This window comes from Kordia sp. SMS9 (assembly GCF_003352465.1).
Taxonomy (GTDB): domain Bacteria; phylum Bacteroidota; class Bacteroidia; order Flavobacteriales; family Flavobacteriaceae; genus Kordia.
On sequence record NZ_CP031153.1, the window covers coordinates 465,801 to 483,051 of the forward strand.

Genomic DNA, 17,251 nt, shown 5'->3' on the forward strand with positions numbered 1-17,251 from the left:
AAAGTAGTTAGATTTTTAAAAACGGACACATTTTTTTGTGAATACACTTTTTTAAGCGCTGTAATATTTTGTTTTTACCCAAGTTAAAAATCATATTTGACACCAATGGTAAATGCGCCAAATTCCTTAGTTCCGAGATAGTTTATATATGGTGAAAATTCATACTTAAATACCAATCCAACTTTTTTGTAATGAAAGATAGAAAAGAGTCCATAATTTATTTTTTCCTCAAAGAAGTTGCTCGTATTGTTATTGAAAAATTCATTATTTGGCGAATGCAATTCATATCCTAAGTACGGACCAGCTTCTATACCAAAGTTCCCAAAACGCTTTTCAATAGCTGAATGTATGTTGATACTGAGTTCGCCTTTGTTAAAACTGATGGAATCTTTTTTAAAACGCAGATTTCGAAATTGCAATGACGCTCCATATTTGAAGAAATAGTCGTTTTTCAACTTTTTTTCATCTGTATATGATAACTCCACTACATACGAACCTGTAAAATTGTAATCATTTGGACGTGTAAAACCATTGAAACCCACCATGACATCTAATTGTTCGTAGATTTTTTGAGGCTTTTTAGAGTTGTTTTTTGTTTTACGCTTCTTTGTAAGCATGTCTGATTGTATCAACTCCCAATTGTATAATTGGATTCCTGCGGCGTTTAAAGAGTCTAATCCGCCATCTTTATTTAAAAAAGAAGACGTTGCCTCTTTGTCAAGTTGCGATTCACTGTAGGTGAAGCTAGAAGCATTTATTGTAGTTGCAGTCGAATTTCTATCTTTTTCAACAAATCGTGAATGATGTTTTGTCTGCGTTTGCGCTAATCCATTTTTCTCTCCATGTACGTTGTTGGTAGTTGGATGCTGGTTTTTTTCTTCTGTTGCAACCGCAGCAGTGTTTGTTCCAGCTTGACTGGCATCATTCACGATAGAAGTTGAATCTGAATTTGAGATTGTGTTTCGTTCGTTATTATTATTAGTAGTAGTAGTAGTTGGTTTTATGTGTTCTGTTTTTGTGGTTTGGTTAGATATCGAAGCATCTTCGGCTGTTCCTGAATTTATGCCTACAAAAATCCCCAACGAGCAAAGCAGCGCGAACAACACTATATATATAAAGAATCGTTTGCGTTTTTTGCGCTTCATTTGTTGCTGCACCACAGTCCAGCCTTCTGCAGAAGGTTCCACAGTGCGATCTGAAAGTGCTTTTTTAGCAAGTGCATCTATGTAATCAAAATCTTCCATTCGCTTTTTTTAGGGTTTGCAATTGTTCTTTTAATAGTGTTCGTGCTCTAAACAAGCGTGTTTTGGACGTTGCAGCTGGTATTTTTAAGAGTTCGGAAATTTCTTTGTGCGCATAGCCTTCCACCGCATAGAGATTGAATACCAATTTGAATTCCAGCGGAAGCTCATCCACAAGTCGCTGAATTTCCGAAACTTCATCAACTGGTTTTTGATAGGTTTTTTGTCGTTCCAGAATGACGTCACTTTGCGAAGCGATGAGGAATTTTTTCTTCCGCAGAAACGACAAACTTTCTCGGATCATGATTTTACGAATCCAACCTTCAAAACTTCCTTCGTTTTTATATTTTTTTATGTTGAAAAATACTTTTACAAAACCATTATTCATCGCTTCTTCCGCCATCGTTTTGTCAGAAATAAAGTTTTGACACGCCGCTAACATTTTGGGTGCAAAGGCATCGTAGACCGCTTTTTGTGCCAACTCATCGCCTTTGATCAATGCTTTGATGTTATATGTTGCTGCGTTTGTGTTTTCCAAAAACGTTTGCCCTATTTGGTTGTTTTGTATTTGAATGGTTTTTAACAAGCTGTCGATATAATAATAATCGGAATGATGAAAAATTCGCCACTTATGCCATAATTCACACGTACATACATCGTTTGCTCTTGCTGAATATTTTGATACGAGGTTTGCGAAAGCGGATTGGTTTCTGCATCAGCATCTTGTTGTGTTTCATAAAAGGCGATGCTGTCATCATCTGTGAGTGTTGCTAAATCTTCAATTTGTAAAATGCAAGGTATGTAATTTTCAAAAACAAATTCTGAAATTTCAGCACCGACTGTGGTTTCACATTCCTCAAATATGAGCTGTGTGCAATAGTTGTCATCGCATTCTTTGGTAAGCGTAAAACTCACCCCATTATTTTCAAATTGCATTACTTCATCCGTAAAGCTAACTACTTTCCAGTCAAAATTCCAGTCGTCTGCGGTGATTCCTTCTTCCTCAAATGTGATATTTACATGCAATTCGTCTTCAATGAAGTAGAAAATCCAAGTGCCTTCATGCAATTCACCATTGTTGTAAAATTGAAACGTTCCGTTGTCAGCCACATCAAAAACCGCGTTTTCATAAATGTCTTCGGTTTCGTCATCGTGACTTACAATCCACACACATTCTTGAAATATTAAATTACATTCTCCTATAATTTCTTCTTGCTGTGCTTCTATACAATCGTCAATCGCTTGTTTCAGCTCGTCTTTGTTTTGAATGAGAAATTCTTCGCCACTTTCTAAAATACTTTGAATGGGAAAATTGATTCCGATACTGTTGCCGTCGGGAATGTTTTCAAGAATCGCACTAAAATCTGGATCGCTAGAAACCGTATATTGATTCACCACCATTAAATCCGCATCAAATTCTAACATTGTAAACGAATAAATAAATTTGATACAGGTAATTTCATCTTCATCATCTGTTTCGGCAACGCGTTCAATCAAGTCAAACAATTCCGATTCTTTTTGAATGATGTTTTCTAAAGATACTGTACCTACTTCTTCGTTGTCATCTAAATCAGAACATGAAAATGTAAAGATTCCCACAAAAAGGACGAGTACTATTTTTATAAATTGCTTTTTCATATATGGTTTTGTTAATGTTTCTATTTGTATAGACGTGTCTATTTTAGAAAAGGTTTCCAAAAAAATGTTTTTTTAATCTAACGTTGCCTCGTAAACTTTCCAATCTTGTGAAGGGAACGCGTTTTCACCATACAACACATATATTTTATTTCCTAGCAAACACATGCCTTGAATAGCATTTTGCGGATTTGTAGTATCCAAATCGTGTGACAAGTCTTGATACGTATTGTCCAATGTATTGAACACACTAATTGTATTGCGCAATCCTGTACTCGTTTCTGCTACGGATGCAATGTAGATTAAGTTTTGATATGCTCTTACATACGTAATTGCAGCACTTTGCGTCATTTGCAGGGTTTGCACAGCACTCGGATTGCTCAAAGGAACAATATAGATCGTTGTTTGCTCTGGCGCTGTAAAGTATGGAATGATGGTCTTTCCTCCAAAAACGTACAAATTATCTCCTACAACAACAGCATCGGCTCCAAAGCGATCTTCTGGAAGATTGGCAAATTCTGAATACGTTTGCGTCTGCAAATTATATCTGTAAATCAAGGAACGATCTCCATGAAGACGTCCGCCTACAATGTAAATATCATCTCCTTGTGTTGCCGATCCGAAATTTTCCCAACCTTCTAGCAATGTGTTTTCGACACCATTCCCTAAATATTGAAGTCCATTTACACTGTAATCATCCACTGTTAAAGCACTTGCTATGGACAAACGATTTCCTACAATATGTATTCTTTTATCCGCAAAACGATCTTCTAAAAACGTAACTTCGTTTTGAGCCATTGTGGTCATATTTACTTGTATGAGTTTTTGTAATAATAAGTCTTCTTGTGTAACAATGTAGATACTATTTTGACTTTGAGCACTTTCCATGCCTGTTTTTCCAATTCTGTTTAGGATGGTATTTACTGTGAATGCTTGCGTAAATTGAAGCGCCGTATTTTCCACAGAAGCATAATCTTGTACTGTTTTTGGAACTAACAAAAGCTGCAATTCCACTCCGTTAGACACGTCAAAATTTGCACTGATGGAATCGTTGTGTATAATTTCGTATTGCATTGCTGCGTTTGACGAAAATCGCGTAGCACTTTCTGGTTCAAAACTGTATGAATAGTTTTCGGGAGCTACATAATAATCTTGCTTTGCTTCATCAGCATTGGCAGCAATGTATTTGATTGCGTGCGCTTGTCGCCACTCAATGGAAGCGTCCGTAAAGATAAATTCGTCATCTACCACATTAAAATTAGAAGAAATATCAATATTGTTTTGTTGATTTTGCAAGGATGCTTGAATGATTTGCCACACTCTCCCATCGGTTCCTGCTAACATTTCGATGCTTTCTGCACGTAAATCCTCAAGAGCAGGTTCATCGATCACAATTTCATTTCCATCATCAGATGCACAAGAAACTACACAAACTATAATAAAACTTAGAAGTATTTTTTTCATTGGTAACTTTTTAATTGGTTTCTACATACATAGACGCCATTATTTTTAAAAGAGTTCCCGAGAATATGAAAAAAGGCTTATTTTTTTTCAAAATAGACCTTTTGTTTTATAAAGTTGTCGTAGTGTTTGTAATTATTGAATGGTAAATTCGCTAATGACCTCAATGCCTGTTGCCGTATAATTGTATTGTGTGAGTGTGTTTCCGCCGATGAGTAGTAATTTGTCTTGCATCGGAATGACGTCGTACGCTTCGTTTGTGTTGAAATTTTGCGTGAGTTGTAAATTTGAAATATCTTGTTTGTTGTACACTTTCAAGCCAGAAGCGCCATCGCAGATAAATAGTTTTTCTCCTTTAATTCCCAATCCGTACGGTTCGTCCATAAAATAGGTTTCTACCAATTGCGGATTGTAAATGTCTGAAATGTCTATGATTTCTAAGCGACTTTCCAAGGTTTGAAAATCTCCATTCATACAGCTAGAACCTGCGCGCAACGTTACATACGCATAGTTGCCATCAACCACAACAGGATCACAGAATTTCATGTGATCGTAACTGGAAATGAACGTTGGCGAACTCGGATTGGTAATGTCATAAATATACATTCCTGTGCGCGATCCAATGAATAGTTTGTTGTCTTGATAAAAAATTGTTTCAGATTCCCAGGTTACATATTCTTCATTTACTTTTACTGGTGCTTCTAAATTTTGAATATCAAATACATTTATTTGATTGATATCAACTGCATATAAATAATTATCTACAATTTTGAAACGCGCCAACGATCCGCCCGAACCTGTATTACCACCACCATCGGAAGCCGCTTCCGCAAGATCGATAGTATACATATTGTCATCTTGTATTTCTCTTTGTTCCACTACAATATCCCAACCGATAATGATATCTTCATAATTGTAATTTTCCAAATTATAAATATCCACACCTTCGGGATAATCTACGGTTTGCTGTACATTCAACACGTTTTCTACATGTCCTACAAACTGAATATTGTTTACTTGACTGATATCGAAAACCACCAAATCTTTTCCGCTATCAGCGTATAAATAGTTTCCTTTTACAGAAACATCTTTATTGTATGGAATTTTTAAAAAATTTACTAGTGTTGGTTGCTGTGGATTTCTGTTGTCAATAATATGAACACCTTTGTCCACATCGTTTATAAAAATATACTGTTCATACGCGTATATTTTTCCAGATTGCACCATACTTTTTGGCGATTGTACTTCAATGGATGCACGCAATTCTGCGGAAGTGATGGTAATAGGTGTTGCTACGTTAACAAGTTCGTACTGTTTATCATCGTCCGAACAAGACAAAAATAAGCAACAAACCATACCTAAAATGAAATGGTGTAGTTTCATGGTGTAGTTGTTAATTAATTGATTTACAGAAAAGATACAAATATCCTAAAAAGGTTGCGTATAAAAGTTGGTATTTAACATGTCATTATGTCACTATGACTGAAATAATTCTATCTTTGTACCTTATTTGAATACAAATACAAGGTCACACTACTAGGACATGGAGAAGATTATTGACGAAAGTAAACAAGGAGAACGTATTGTTTTAGCACAAAATCCTAAGAATACGCGAAAATTATATATAGAAAGTTACGGCTGCCAGATGAATTTTTCTGATAGCGAAATTGTTGCGTCCATTTTAGCAAAAGAAGGATTTAACACCACAAATAGTTTAGAAGAAGCCGATTTGGTATTAGTAAACACGTGTTCTATTCGCGATAAAGCGGAACAAACAGTACGCAAACGTTTGGAAAAATACAATGCAGTAAAAAGAAACAATCCAAAAATGAAAGTGGGCGTATTGGGCTGTATGGCTGAACGCTTGAAAAATAAGTTTTTGGAGGAAGAAAAAATTGTAGACATGGTCGTTGGACCAGATGCTTACAAAGACTTACCCAATTTAGTGCAGGAAATTGACGAAGGACGCAATGCCGTTAATGTCATTTTATCAAAAGAAGAAACCTATGGTGATATTTCGCCTGTGCGATTAAATTCGAACGGAATTAACGCATTAGTTTCCATTACCAGAGGTTGCGACAATATGTGTACGTTTTGTGTAGTTCCGTTTACGCGTGGACGTGAACGCAGTCGCGATCCGCAATCCATTATAGAAGAAATTCAAGAATTGGTCGACAAAAATTACAAAGAAGTAACGCTACTTGGACAAAATGTAGATAGTTATTTATGGTATGGCGGCGGCTTGAAAAAGGATTTTGTCAAAGCTTCTGAAATGCAAAAAGCTACCGCAGTTGATTTTGCCAAATTGCTGGAAATGGTGGCGACCAAATTTCCAAAGTTACGGTTGCGTTTCTCTACGTCAAATCCACAAGACATGCATGAAAATGTATTGTTAGTGATGGCAAAACATCAAAATATTTGCAATCACATTCACTTGCCTGTACAAAGTGGAAGCGACCGTATTTTAAAAGAAATGAACCGTTTGCATACGCGTGAAGAATATTTCAGATTGATCGATAAAATTCGTGAAATTTTACCTGGATGTGGCATTTCACAAGATATGATTGCTGGCTTTCCAACAGAAACTGAAGAAGACCATCAAGATACCTTATCGCTGATGGAATATGTAAAATATGGATTCGGATACATGTTTTCCTATTCGGAACGACCAGGAACTGTGGCAGGAAGAAAAATGGAAGACGATGTGCCAGAACCTGTAAAAAAGCGCAGACTTGCAGAAATTATTGCGTTACAGCGCAAGCATAGTGAATACAGAACCAACGCGCAACTTGGCAAGATCAAAGAAGTACTGATTGAAGGAACTTCTAAAAAATCAGACGCGCATTGGAAAGGAAGAACTTCTGAAAATACAGTTGCCGTGTTCCCAAAAGAAAATTACAAACCTGGCGATTTTGTCAATGTAAAAGTAATAGACTGTACTTCTGCCACTTTAATTGGTGAACCAATAGGCTACTCAGACAATAATTAAACACACCTATTTAATATCAATCAAAAAAACAAACACATGAAAAAAGCCTTTATACGAGCATTCATACTTTTAGCATTTTTTTGCGTTTCGTGTGATAATGAGCCGCTTGATAGCGATATTTCTCTACAAGTGCCAGCAGTTGGCATACCAACCGATCCGACTGACCCAACTGATCCAACCGATCCAACCGACCCGACGAATCCAGGAAGCATGCTTTCTACATATTCATTAGACACCACTTCAAACGTTCCATTTTTTGGAGAAATTATCATAAATTCTGATTTCATCATCAACAATGGTATTGTACTATCTTTAAATGTTGAAACAACACTATTAGGAAGTACTGCAAATGCTGTAAGCATCATTACGAGAGATGGAAACGGGCGCATTATACAAAGTGAAAGCATGCCGACTGGAAGTAGCGTAGTGAGCGACCGAACAACGATCACTTACACTGGAGATAACATTACGCAAATAGCGTATGAAGATATTTCCGAAGGAACAGACAGCTATACATACACATTTGCCTACACTGGCAATACCGTAACACGCACAGATGCTGCCAACGGTCAATCAGCTGTTTTTACGTTTGATGCTAATAGCCGTTTAATCTCTAAAGAATCATTTACTGGAACTACGAGCACACAACTGGAAACGCTTACGTATGCCAACGGGAACTGCACAAACTCTACGCTAACGGGAGATACGAATGTAAGCAATACATTTGTGTATGACACATTTACCAATCCGTTAAAAGCTGTTTTCAATGATCAAATATTAATTACAATTCTTGACAGTGATCAAGACGATGAAATTGGAAGTTATCTTGCAACTTTCTACTCTACAAACAATTGGACCGTTCTTGATTCAAGCGATGGAACTGTAGACTTAAATGCAATGTACAACACAAACAATGATATTATAAGTAGAAATGCAGTTATTGATTTGGGCGATGGTGTAGATGTCACGCAATCAGAAGCATTTCAATACTAAACAACGACATTCATGAAAAAAATACAATCATACTTTTTACTCACGTTATTGCTGGTTTGTTTTTCTTGCGATAACGAACCGTATGATGGTGAAATTTTTATAGAGCAACCCGTAACTGTAGATCCGACACCAGATCCTGAACCAGATCCCGTAGATCCTGATCCGATACCAGGCGCTTCGTTACAACTAAACGATTATGACTATATCAAAACATTTTCGTCAGATACTGGTGATGACTTAACATTCACCGCCGATTTCACCATTAATGCCAACAATCAATTCTTATCGCAACAAACAAGTATTAGTTTTCTAGGTTCGACAACGAACGCTGTAAGCAATGTCATTCGAGATGAAAATAGTAGAGTTACACAAGTTCGAACCACAGTTGATGGCGTATTGGTCAATAGAACCATTGTAACGTATAATTTAGATAAAATAACAGAAATTACTTTTGAAGATTTGCAAGACGCTTCAGGAGATTTCACATTTACATTTACACATCTAAACAACGAAATTACTCGCGTCAGAGAATTTACGGCTTTCTCAACCAAATTTACGTTTGATGAAACTTCCAGTAAATTAATCAAAAGAGAAACAATGGAAAACGGAACCATCGTAAAAACAGAAAATATTTCCTATGATGCCAACGGAAATTTGTCAACAGTTGTAATTACGGGACAAGATGCCAATACCTACAATTATGTATATGACAATAATACAAACCCATTGCTCATTTCATTAAACGATTTGTACTTGTACGCTATTTTAAATGACGAATATGACGATCAGTACGAGCATTGGCAAGCGATGATGTACAGTCCAAACAATGTAGCCAGCGTTACCACGCAACAAGGAAGCTCCAATTTGGACATTCAATACGATGCTAATGATAGAATCTTAACTAGAAACGGAACCATTTTTACATCAGTTCCCACAGTTTCTAGTGATGCTGTCATTACTATTGACGAAACATTTCAATATATAAACTAAAAGAACCACAAATGGAATCCATGCAAGCGATCAAACAACGTTTTGGAATCATTGGAAACAATCCAGGACTCAATCGCGCTATAGAAAAAGCCATGCAAGTTGCGCCCACCGATATTTCGGTATTAGTGACTGGTGAAAGTGGTGTTGGTAAAGAAAGTATTCCCAAAATAATTCATGCACTTTCGCACCGAAAACACGGAAAATACATTGCTGTCAACTGTGGTGCCATTCCCGAAGGAACGATTGATAGTGAATTATTCGGTCACGAAAAAGGCGCTTTTACAGGTGCTACACAAACCCGAAACGGGTATTTTGAAGTGGCAGATAATGGTACTATTTTTTTGGATGAAGTGGGAGAATTGCCACTGACAACCCAAGTACGTTTGCTGCGTGTGTTGGAAAATGGCGAATTCATCAAAGTAGGTTCGTCCAAAGTGCAAAAAACCAACGTTCGCATTGTCGCAGCAACCAATGTCAATATGTTTGAAGCGATCAAAAAAGGAAAATTCAGAGAAGATTTATACTATCGTTTGAGTACCGTTGAAATTCACCTTCCGCCATTGCGCGCCCGAAAAGATGACATTCACTTGCTATTTCGAAAATTTGCTTCTGATTTTGCCATGAAATACAAAATGCCGTCCATTCGCCTAAACGAAGAAGCAACAGAAATGTTGACAAAATACCGCTGGAACGGAAACATTCGTCAGTTGCGAAATGTAGCAGAACAAATTTCGGTATTGGAAGAAAAACGATCCATTACGCCTGAAACCTTACGTCAATACTTACCAAATAACACAGGAAACTTGCCTGCTGTAATTGAAAATGACAAAAAAGACAGCGATTTCAGTTCGGAACGTGAAATTTTGTACAAAGTGCTTTTCGACATGAAAAGCGACTTAAACGATCTTAAAAAACTCACGATGGAACTCATGCAGAAAGGAGTTTCTCAAAAAGTAAAAGATGAAAACGAAAGTCTCATCCAAAAAATATACGGCGAAGATGAAAACGAAGAATTCTTCCCAGAAGAAGAAACCGCAGCGGCACCCGTAAAACTTTTGTCGATTGCTCCAGAAGTCTCCGTAGTTTCTGAAACCGACAAATATCACTTTGCCGAAGATGTAGAGGAAGAAGAAACGCTTTCGCTACACGACAAAGAACTAGAACTGATCAAAAAAGCGCTAGAACGCAACAAAGGCAAACGAAAAGCTGCCGCTAAAGAATTGGGCATCTCTGAACGAACACTCTATAGAAAAATCAAACAATTTGATTTATAAATTCAAGAATACACACATGAAAAAGATAAAAATTATCATCGCAACAATTGTCTTCACAATCACAGTGACAGGTTGTGGCCTCTATAATTTTACAGGAACAGGCGATTTGAATGCAGACACGTTTCAAGTCAACTTTTTCCAAAACAGCGCGCCAATTATTGAGCCTGGACTCGACAGAGACTTTACCTTGGCATTACAAGATTTTATTCTGAATCAAACCAGTTTAGATTTGGTCAGAGCCAATGGCGATTTATTATATGAAGGTGAAATTGTAGAATATCGTGTATCACCAATGACGGCGACAGCAAACAATACGGCTGCACAAAACCGTTTAACGATTGGTGTACAAGTACGTTTCTCACACAAAAACAAACCTGAAGATGATTTTGATCAACGTTTTTCATTCTTTTATGATTTTCCCGCAACCTCACAATTGACAGCAGTGCAAGCAACCGCTTTTCAAGAAATCTTTGAACGTTTAACCTTAGATATTTTCAACGCAAGTTTAGCAAAATGGTAATATGAATATTTCTGATTTTACATACATCCTTCAAAACCCTGTGCACATCAACGAAGCGCAAACGGAAGCTATTGCCAGCATTACCAAGCAATTTCCGTACTTTCAAGCGGCGCGTGTGGTACATTTAAAAGGATTAAAAAATCAGGACAGCTTTCAGTACAATCAACACTTAAAAATTACGGCAGCGTACACAAACGATCGCAGTATTTTATTTGATTTTATTACCTCGAAAACCTTTGAACAGCATGGAATTTCAAGTACAATCAAAGAAGCACAAAACAATGTGAATGATATTGAAATTACTGTTGAAGAAGTTACCGTAGATCGAAATCTTCGCATGGAAGAAGCAATCAAAACGAAAATTCAAGAAGCCAACGCAATTCTCGATCCTAATTTGTTTCTGCCAAAAGAAGAAGTTGAAGCTGAATTTGAGACTGAGACTGAATTTGATACTGAGACTGAAATCAAATTAGAAACTGCTAAAGACAAAGAAAAGCGCAAAAAGAAGGAGAAAAAAGCGAAGAAAAAGAAAAAAACAAAAGAAAAGAAGGCTGCAAAAGCTGCTGAAAAACAAGAAACAACTCCTGATGCGCCAGAGGAAATCTTAGCATTGGGAAAACCACTTGCGTTTAACAAAAGTGAAAAACATTCTTTTGCAGAATGGTTGCAACTCACCAGTTTTCAACCGATTGATCGCTCGGAAAAAAATGAAGTCGAAACTGAAACTGAAGTTGAAAACGAGGCTGAGAATCTAATTTCCACAGAAGAAAAACAAAAAAGGTTTGAGCTGATAGACAAGTTTATAGACACCAATCCGAAGATAAAACCCAAACCAACTTTAGAAAAAACCACCAATCTTGCCAGTGAAATTCACGTAGATCAATCCGTACTCATGACGGAAACCTTGGCAAAAGTCTATTTGGAACAAAAAAAATATAAAAAGGCAATCAAAGCTTATGATATTTTAATTTTGAAATATCCAGAAAAAAGTGGTTTCTTTGCAGACCAAATTCGAGCAATAAAAAAATTACAACAAAATAATTAACATACAATGAGTTCAACTTATTACATATTTATCATCTTAATCCTTATTGTAGCATTCTTATTAATGCTAGTAATCATGGTACAAAATCCAAAAGGTGGAGGATTATCTTCTACGTTTGGTGGAGGCGGAAATCAGCAGATTGGTGGTGTGCAGAAAACGACAGACTTTTTAGATAAAAGTACGTGGGCATTAGGAACCATCTTAATCGCGTTGATCTTAATTACAAACTTTACAAATTTGAGTGCAGCCGATCAGCAATCAAAACTTGCTAACAAAAACATTCAAACAACAGAGCAGCCTGCCACTACAAACGATTCAAACACAAATTCTACGGACACGACAAACGGAGGTAACGAGTAGATATTAATTATAAAAAATCATATAAAAAATGCCAGCTTGTCAGAAGCTGGCATTTTTTTATTTCAATTTGTCAGCATTGCTACAATGGCACAATTTCTGACTACTGTATTTGCGTAAATAATCAAACAATTAAAACATTAAATACTTAACAAAATGAGCAAAGTTAATATCAAACCACTTGCAGATAGAGTTTTGATTTCCCCATTGCCAGCAGCCACAAAAACTGCTTCAGGGCTCTACATTCCAGATTCAGCAAAAGAAAAACAACAACGCGGAACTGTTGTGGCAGCTGGACCCGGCAAAAAAGACGAACCGTTAACGGTAAAAGTTGGTGACACTGTTTTGTATGGAAAGTTTTCTGGAACTGAAATCAAGTTTGACGGTGAAGACTACATCATCATGAGAGAAGATGACATTTTAGCAATTATTTAATTCAAAAAATAACATACCAAAAAATTATGGCAAAAGATATAAAATTTGATGTAGAAGCACGCGACGGACTCAAACGTGGTGTGGATGCATTAGCAAATGCAGTAAAAGTTACTTTAGGACCAAAAGGAAGAAATGTAATCATTAGCAAATCATTTGGTGCGCCATCGGTAACGAAAGATGGTGTTTCTGTAGCGAAAGAAATAGAGCTAGAAGATGCCTTAGAAAACATGGGCGCGCAAATGGTAAAAGAAGTAGCTTCTCGTACGAACGATTTAGCAGGAGATGGAACCACAACTGCAACTGTACTAGCACAAGCTATTGTAAAAGAAGGATTGAAAAACGTGGCTGCAGGTGCAAATCCGATGGATTTAAAACGAGGAATTGACAAAGCAGTTACTGCCATCGTTGAAGACTTACAAAAGCAATCGAAAAAAGTAGGTGATTCTTCTGAAAAAATAAAACAAGTAGCTTCGATCTCTTCAAATAACGACGAAGTTGTGGGTGATTTAATCGCGCAAGCTTTTGGAAAAGTTGGTAAAGAAGGTGTCATCACGGTAGAAGAAGCTAAAGGAACGGACACGTATGTAGATGTAGTTGAAGGAATGCAGTTTGACAGAGGATATTTGTCACCGTATTTCGTGACCAACTCTGAAAAAATGGAAGCAGAATTGGAAAGTCCGTACATCTTATTATTTGATAAGAAAATTTCTTCCATGAAGGACTTAATGCCTGTATTGGAACCCGTAGCGCAAACAGGAAAGCCATTATTAATCATTGCGGAAGATGTAGATGGTGAAGCATTGGCAACTCTAGTAGTAAACAAATTAAGAGGCGCTTTAAAAATTGCGGCGGTAAAAGCACCTGGATTTGGTGATCGTAGAAAAGCAATGTTAGAAGATATCGCCATTTTAACTGGTGGAACGGTTATTTCGGAAGAAAGAGGATTTACGTTAGAAAGTGCTACGATTGATCTTTTAGGAACTGCTGAGAAAATCACAATCGACAAAGACAATACAACCATTGTAAATGGTGCTGGTGATGCAGAAATGATTCAAACACGTGTGGGACAAATAAAAGCTCAAATTGAATCTACTACTTCTGATTACGATAAAGAAAAACTACAAGAACGTTTGGCAAAATTAGCTGGCGGAGTGGCAGTTTTATATGTTGGAGCAGCTTCTGAAGTAGAAATGAAAGAGAAAAAAGACAGAGTAGACGATGCTTTACACGCCACAAGAGCTGCGGTTGAAGAAGGAATTGTTGCTGGCGGTGGTGTTGCTTTAGTTCGTGCGAAAAATGTACTAGAAAGCATTACTACAGATAATTTAGACGAAGTAACAGGAATCAAAATTATTGCACGTGCTATTGAAGAGCCATTACGTACCATTGTTTCCAACGCTGGTGGCGAAGGAAGCGTAGTTGTTTCAAAAGTAATGGAAGGTGAAAAAGATTTTGGATACGATGCTAAAACGGAAGAATATGTAGACATGCTGAAAGCAGGAATCATTGATCCGAAGAAAGTAACGCGTATTGCATTGGAAAATGCAGCATCTGTAGCAGGAATGATTTTAACTACAGAATGTGCATTGGTTGACATCAAAGAAGAAGCACCAGCTGGAGGCGGAATGCCACCAATGGGCGGCGGAATGCCAGGAATGATGTAATCAATTACACTATAAAAACACAAAAAGTCTTTCGAATCCTTGAATTTGAAAGGCTTTTTTTATGGGTGAAAGTTTTGAAGCTATAGAAACATATAGGTTTCTACCTTTGCAGTAATCATCTTCGAAACTTCTCAATACTCAATACTCAATACTAATATCTCATTACTTTTCAAATTCGTCTTTACAAGAATTTGAAAATCTAAAAACCAGTCTTTCAGCAACTTTTCTTTAAAATATATACTATTGGTACTCTTTTTGTGGTAGTTTTTTGCAAAAATTGCTTCCTATGAAAAAAAATTATTCTTTTTTATTCATCCTCATCTGCTGTTTCTCTTTCAGCGTATTTAGCCAAGAATCCTTAAAAATCGAAGACGAATATTACGCGTACTTCAAACTTCCTAGAGAAGGCTTGTATCTTCACCTTAACAAAACTACGTATTTTCAAGGCGAAGAAATTTGGTTCAAAGGCTATGCGTACGATCAACGGAATCAGCTTGCATCCAAAGCTACCACCAATATTAATATTGGAATTTATGACGCCGCAGGAAATCAACTGCAAAAACATTTATTTGCGGCAGAAAATGGTGTAACCAATGGAAATTTTGCAGTAGATTCTACGTTTACAGCAGGAACCTATTATATAAAAGCGGAAACCAATTGGATGAAAAACTTCAAGGAAGACAACGCGTATATTCAAAAAATTGAAATTAAAACCAATGAACAACTAGCAAAAAGCAACGCTACTGAAGAAAAGCAATACGATTTTCAATTTTTACCAGAAGGCGGACATATCCTCACAGAAACCATCAACAATGTTGGTTTTAAAATCATTGACAACAACGGAAAAGGCGTCGCGGTTTCTGGCATTGTGTACGATCAGGAAAAAAATCAAGTGGCTTCCTTTGAAAGCAATACTGTAGGCATGGGAAAATTTATACTGCAACCCAAAAAAGAGGCAATATATACTGCGGAAATCACGCTGAAAGATGGCACCATGATTACCAAAGAACTACCGTCTATCCAAACACAAGGCATTTCACTTATAATTCAAAATTCATTACAAGATAAAGTGATTCTCGACTTTAGCACGAATGAAGAAACCTTGACAAACTATCCTAATAAAACGTATAAAATACTCATTCATCAAAATGGACAGTTAAAAATAGCAGCGTTACAATTTAGCAATCTTAAAAAAGCCGTGAGTATTGAAAAAGAACGTTTGTTTAAAGGCGTGAACACAATTACTGTATTTGACGATCAAAAACAACCCATTTTAGAACGTTTATTTTTTAATGATTATGGCATCAAAAACACAAAGATGCAAGTTTCTAAACTCAACACGATTAAAGATTCTATCATCCTTTCTGTAAAAGAACTCAACTTACAGAACAAGGCAAATGTGAGTATTTCTGTATTGCCAGAAACTACGCAAGGATACAATCCGCAGCACAATATCATTTCCAACTTTTACTTAAAACCACATGTGAGCGGTTTTATTGAAAATCCACAATATTATTTCCATAAAATGGACCGAAAGAAAAAGTATGAACTAGATGTTTTATTGCTCACACAAGGTTGGAGTCGCTATGATTGGAACGACATTTTTGGCAAAAAACCAACGGCAACACATCGTTTTGAAAACGGAATTGGTATTTCGGGACGTGTCAACAGACCTGCGACAGGTGTAAAGCAAGTATTTTTATATGAGACAAAAAATCATGCGGCTAAATTTATTGACTTGGACGAAAATCAAAAGTTTGAATTGGCAAACGTGTTTTTGGAAGAAGGAGAAGAAATAAAGTTTTCGTACATCACTCCAAAAGGTGCACTGAAAAAGCCAGGTATGTATTTACGATTTTTGATTACAAACAAAGAGGACAAAATTTCGGAAGCATTTTTAGAAAATACCAAAAAACTCAAATCTGACACTGCTAATTTTAAAGTTCCAGAAAATTTCTTTTATGAAAACGCAGAAGAGCTAGATGCTGTAGTGTTAAATGCGGAAAAGGAAAAACCAAAATACAACAGTATCTTTTTAATGAATCCGTCTGTTACAGAAATCACAATAGAAGAATACAAAAGATATCTCAACTTGGTACAATATCTTAATTTTAATGGTTTTAATGCTTCCGAAGACATGGGAAATGTATTTATTTCTTCTAGAATTGCGCGTGGCGGATCGCCTACTGTATTTTTTAATGACGTACGTTTAAACGATTTAAATATTCTATACAGCATGTCATTGGCTGAAATTGAACGCATTGTGGTAGACAGATATAGCAGAGTACCAAGTGCGCGTGGTGGCGGATTGGGCGTCATTAAAATATACTCACGCATTACACCATTGTTCAAAAAACCAGGAGTCGAAATTCAATATCTCGCAGCTACATCACCTGCATCATTTTCAACGGGTAAAAAATACTATGCACCTAATTATTCATCGTATTTAAATCCTGTATTTCAAAAATATGGTGCCATTTCTTGGTTGCCAACAGTTGAGCTGAACAGTGAAACGGCCACTACTTTTAAAATATACGATACGTATACTAAAAACGTAACGCTATTTATTGAGGGAATTGCGGAAAATGGTGATTTAATCTCCGAACGAAAAACCATTCAAGTGCGTTAACCGATTGCTATGAAAAAA

Annotated in this window: 15 protein-coding genes; 10 read left to right on the forward strand and 5 right to left on the reverse strand. The window is 36.6% G+C overall.

Annotated elements, in window-relative coordinates:
• Positions 1–83: 83 nt before the first annotated feature.
• The 5 genes from KORDIASMS9_RS02125 to KORDIASMS9_RS02145 all read right to left on the reverse strand — a co-directional run bounded on the left by KORDIASMS9_RS02125 (position 84) and on the right by KORDIASMS9_RS02145 (position 5,720).
• Positions 84–1,244 (reverse strand): hypothetical protein, encoded by a 1,161-nt coding sequence (locus KORDIASMS9_RS02125; RefSeq protein WP_114901265.1) that lies wholly within the window; start codon positions 1,242–1,244, stop codon positions 84–86.
• Complete coding sequence (locus KORDIASMS9_RS02130) at positions 1,231–1,827, reverse strand: RNA polymerase sigma factor (protein WP_114901266.1); 597 nt, start codon at positions 1,825–1,827, stop codon at positions 1,231–1,233. The genes KORDIASMS9_RS02125 and KORDIASMS9_RS02130 overlap by 14 nt, the downstream gene beginning before the upstream one ends.
• Positions 1,821–2,879: a hypothetical protein gene (locus KORDIASMS9_RS02135; RefSeq protein ID WP_162819729.1), complete on the reverse strand. Its 1,059-nt coding sequence runs from the start codon at positions 2,877–2,879 to the stop codon at positions 1,821–1,823. Before KORDIASMS9_RS02135 ends, KORDIASMS9_RS02130 begins: the two co-directional genes overlap by 7 nt.
• Positions 2,880–2,951: 72 nt before the next feature.
• Positions 2,952–4,340: a hypothetical protein gene (locus KORDIASMS9_RS02140; RefSeq protein WP_114901268.1), complete on the reverse strand. Its 1,389-nt coding sequence runs from the start codon at positions 4,338–4,340 to the stop codon at positions 2,952–2,954.
• A 132-nt stretch (positions 4,341–4,472) separates the two neighbouring features.
• A complete protein-coding gene (locus KORDIASMS9_RS02145) occupies positions 4,473–5,720 on the reverse strand; it encodes an LVIVD repeat-containing protein (RefSeq protein ID WP_114901269.1) in 1,248 nt (415 codons plus the stop codon).
• Between the two features lie 160 nt (positions 5,721–5,880).
• Here KORDIASMS9_RS02145 and miaB point away from each other — a divergent pair, with 160 nt between their 5' ends.
• The 10 genes from miaB to KORDIASMS9_RS02195 all read left to right on the forward strand — a co-directional run bounded on the left by miaB (position 5,881) and on the right by KORDIASMS9_RS02195 (position 17,233).
• Positions 5,881–7,326, forward strand: a complete 1,446-nt coding sequence (gene miaB, locus KORDIASMS9_RS02150; RefSeq protein ID WP_114901270.1) for a tRNA (N6-isopentenyl adenosine(37)-C2)-methylthiotransferase MiaB — start codon at positions 5,881–5,883, stop codon at positions 7,324–7,326.
• A gap of 36 nt (positions 7,327–7,362) precedes the next feature.
• Positions 7,363–8,319 (forward strand): hypothetical protein, encoded by a 957-nt coding sequence (locus KORDIASMS9_RS02155; RefSeq protein ID WP_114901271.1) that lies wholly within the window; start codon positions 7,363–7,365, stop codon positions 8,317–8,319.
• 12 nt (positions 8,320–8,331) lie between these two features.
• The gene (locus KORDIASMS9_RS02160; RefSeq protein ID WP_114901272.1) at positions 8,332–9,309 is read left to right on the forward strand and encodes a hypothetical protein; all 978 of its coding nucleotides are present in this window, start codon (positions 8,332–8,334) and stop codon (positions 9,307–9,309) included.
• 11 nt (positions 9,310–9,320) lie between these two features.
• Positions 9,321–10,583 (forward strand): sigma-54-dependent Fis family transcriptional regulator, encoded by a 1,263-nt coding sequence (locus KORDIASMS9_RS02165; protein WP_114901273.1) that lies wholly within the window; start codon positions 9,321–9,323, stop codon positions 10,581–10,583.
• Positions 10,584–10,599: 16 nt separating this feature from the next.
• The gene (locus tag KORDIASMS9_RS02170) at positions 10,600–11,103 is read left to right on the forward strand and encodes an LptE family protein (RefSeq protein ID WP_114901274.1); all 504 of its coding nucleotides are present in this window, start codon (positions 10,600–10,602) and stop codon (positions 11,101–11,103) included.
• A 1-nt stretch (position 11,104) separates the two neighbouring features.
• Positions 11,105–12,148: a hypothetical protein gene (locus tag KORDIASMS9_RS23015; protein WP_162819730.1), complete on the forward strand. Its 1,044-nt coding sequence runs from the start codon at positions 11,105–11,107 to the stop codon at positions 12,146–12,148.
• Positions 12,149–12,154: 6 nt separating this feature from the next.
• A complete protein-coding gene (gene secG / locus KORDIASMS9_RS02180) occupies positions 12,155–12,508 on the forward strand; it encodes a preprotein translocase subunit SecG (protein WP_114901276.1) in 354 nt (117 codons plus the stop codon).
• A gap of 153 nt (positions 12,509–12,661) precedes the next feature.
• Positions 12,662–12,940, forward strand: coding sequence for a co-chaperone GroES (gene groES, locus KORDIASMS9_RS02185; RefSeq protein WP_114901277.1), 279 nt, complete (start codon positions 12,662–12,664; stop codon positions 12,938–12,940).
• A gap of 26 nt (positions 12,941–12,966) precedes the next feature.
• The gene (gene groL, locus KORDIASMS9_RS02190; RefSeq protein ID WP_114901278.1) at positions 12,967–14,604 is read left to right on the forward strand and encodes a chaperonin GroEL; all 1,638 of its coding nucleotides are present in this window, start codon (positions 12,967–12,969) and stop codon (positions 14,602–14,604) included.
• 286 nt (positions 14,605–14,890) lie between these two features.
• Entirely contained in the window at positions 14,891–17,233 is a 2,343-nt protein-coding gene (locus KORDIASMS9_RS02195) for a hypothetical protein (protein ID WP_114901279.1), read from the forward strand.
• The last annotated feature ends 18 nt before the right edge of the window (positions 17,234–17,251 follow it).

Excerpts from the sequence above, each read along its gene's own strand:
- KORDIASMS9_RS02125 (WP_114901265.1), bottom strand. The coding sequence starts at position 1,244 with ATGGAAGATTTTGATTACATAGATGCACTTGCTAAAAAAGCACTTTCA.
- KORDIASMS9_RS02135 (WP_162819729.1), bottom strand. The coding sequence starts at position 2,879 with ATGAAAAAGCAATTTATAAAAATAGTACTCGTCCTTTTTGTGGGAATC.
- KORDIASMS9_RS02140 (WP_114901268.1), bottom strand. The coding sequence starts at position 4,340 with ATGAAAAAAATACTTCTAAGTTTTATTATAGTTTGTGTAGTTTCTTGT.
- KORDIASMS9_RS02145 (WP_114901269.1), bottom strand. The coding sequence starts at position 5,720 with ATGAAACTACACCATTTCATTTTAGGTATGGTTTGTTGCTTATTTTTG.
- miaB (WP_114901270.1), top strand. The coding sequence starts at position 5,881 with ATGGAGAAGATTATTGACGAAAGTAAACAAGGAGAACGTATTGTTTTA.
- KORDIASMS9_RS02155 (WP_114901271.1), top strand. The coding sequence starts at position 7,363 with ATGAAAAAAGCCTTTATACGAGCATTCATACTTTTAGCATTTTTTTGC.
- KORDIASMS9_RS02160 (WP_114901272.1), top strand. The coding sequence starts at position 8,332 with ATGAAAAAAATACAATCATACTTTTTACTCACGTTATTGCTGGTTTGT.
- KORDIASMS9_RS02165 (WP_114901273.1), top strand. The coding sequence starts at position 9,321 with ATGGAATCCATGCAAGCGATCAAACAACGTTTTGGAATCATTGGAAAC.
- KORDIASMS9_RS02170 (WP_114901274.1), top strand. The coding sequence starts at position 10,600 with ATGAAAAAGATAAAAATTATCATCGCAACAATTGTCTTCACAATCACA.
- KORDIASMS9_RS23015 (WP_162819730.1), top strand. The coding sequence starts at position 11,105 with ATGAATATTTCTGATTTTACATACATCCTTCAAAACCCTGTGCACATC.
- secG (WP_114901276.1), top strand. The coding sequence starts at position 12,155 with ATGAGTTCAACTTATTACATATTTATCATCTTAATCCTTATTGTAGCA.
- groES (WP_114901277.1), top strand. The coding sequence starts at position 12,662 with ATGAGCAAAGTTAATATCAAACCACTTGCAGATAGAGTTTTGATTTCC.
- groL (WP_114901278.1), top strand. The coding sequence starts at position 12,967 with ATGGCAAAAGATATAAAATTTGATGTAGAAGCACGCGACGGACTCAAA.
- KORDIASMS9_RS02195 (WP_114901279.1), top strand. The coding sequence starts at position 14,891 with ATGAAAAAAAATTATTCTTTTTTATTCATCCTCATCTGCTGTTTCTCT.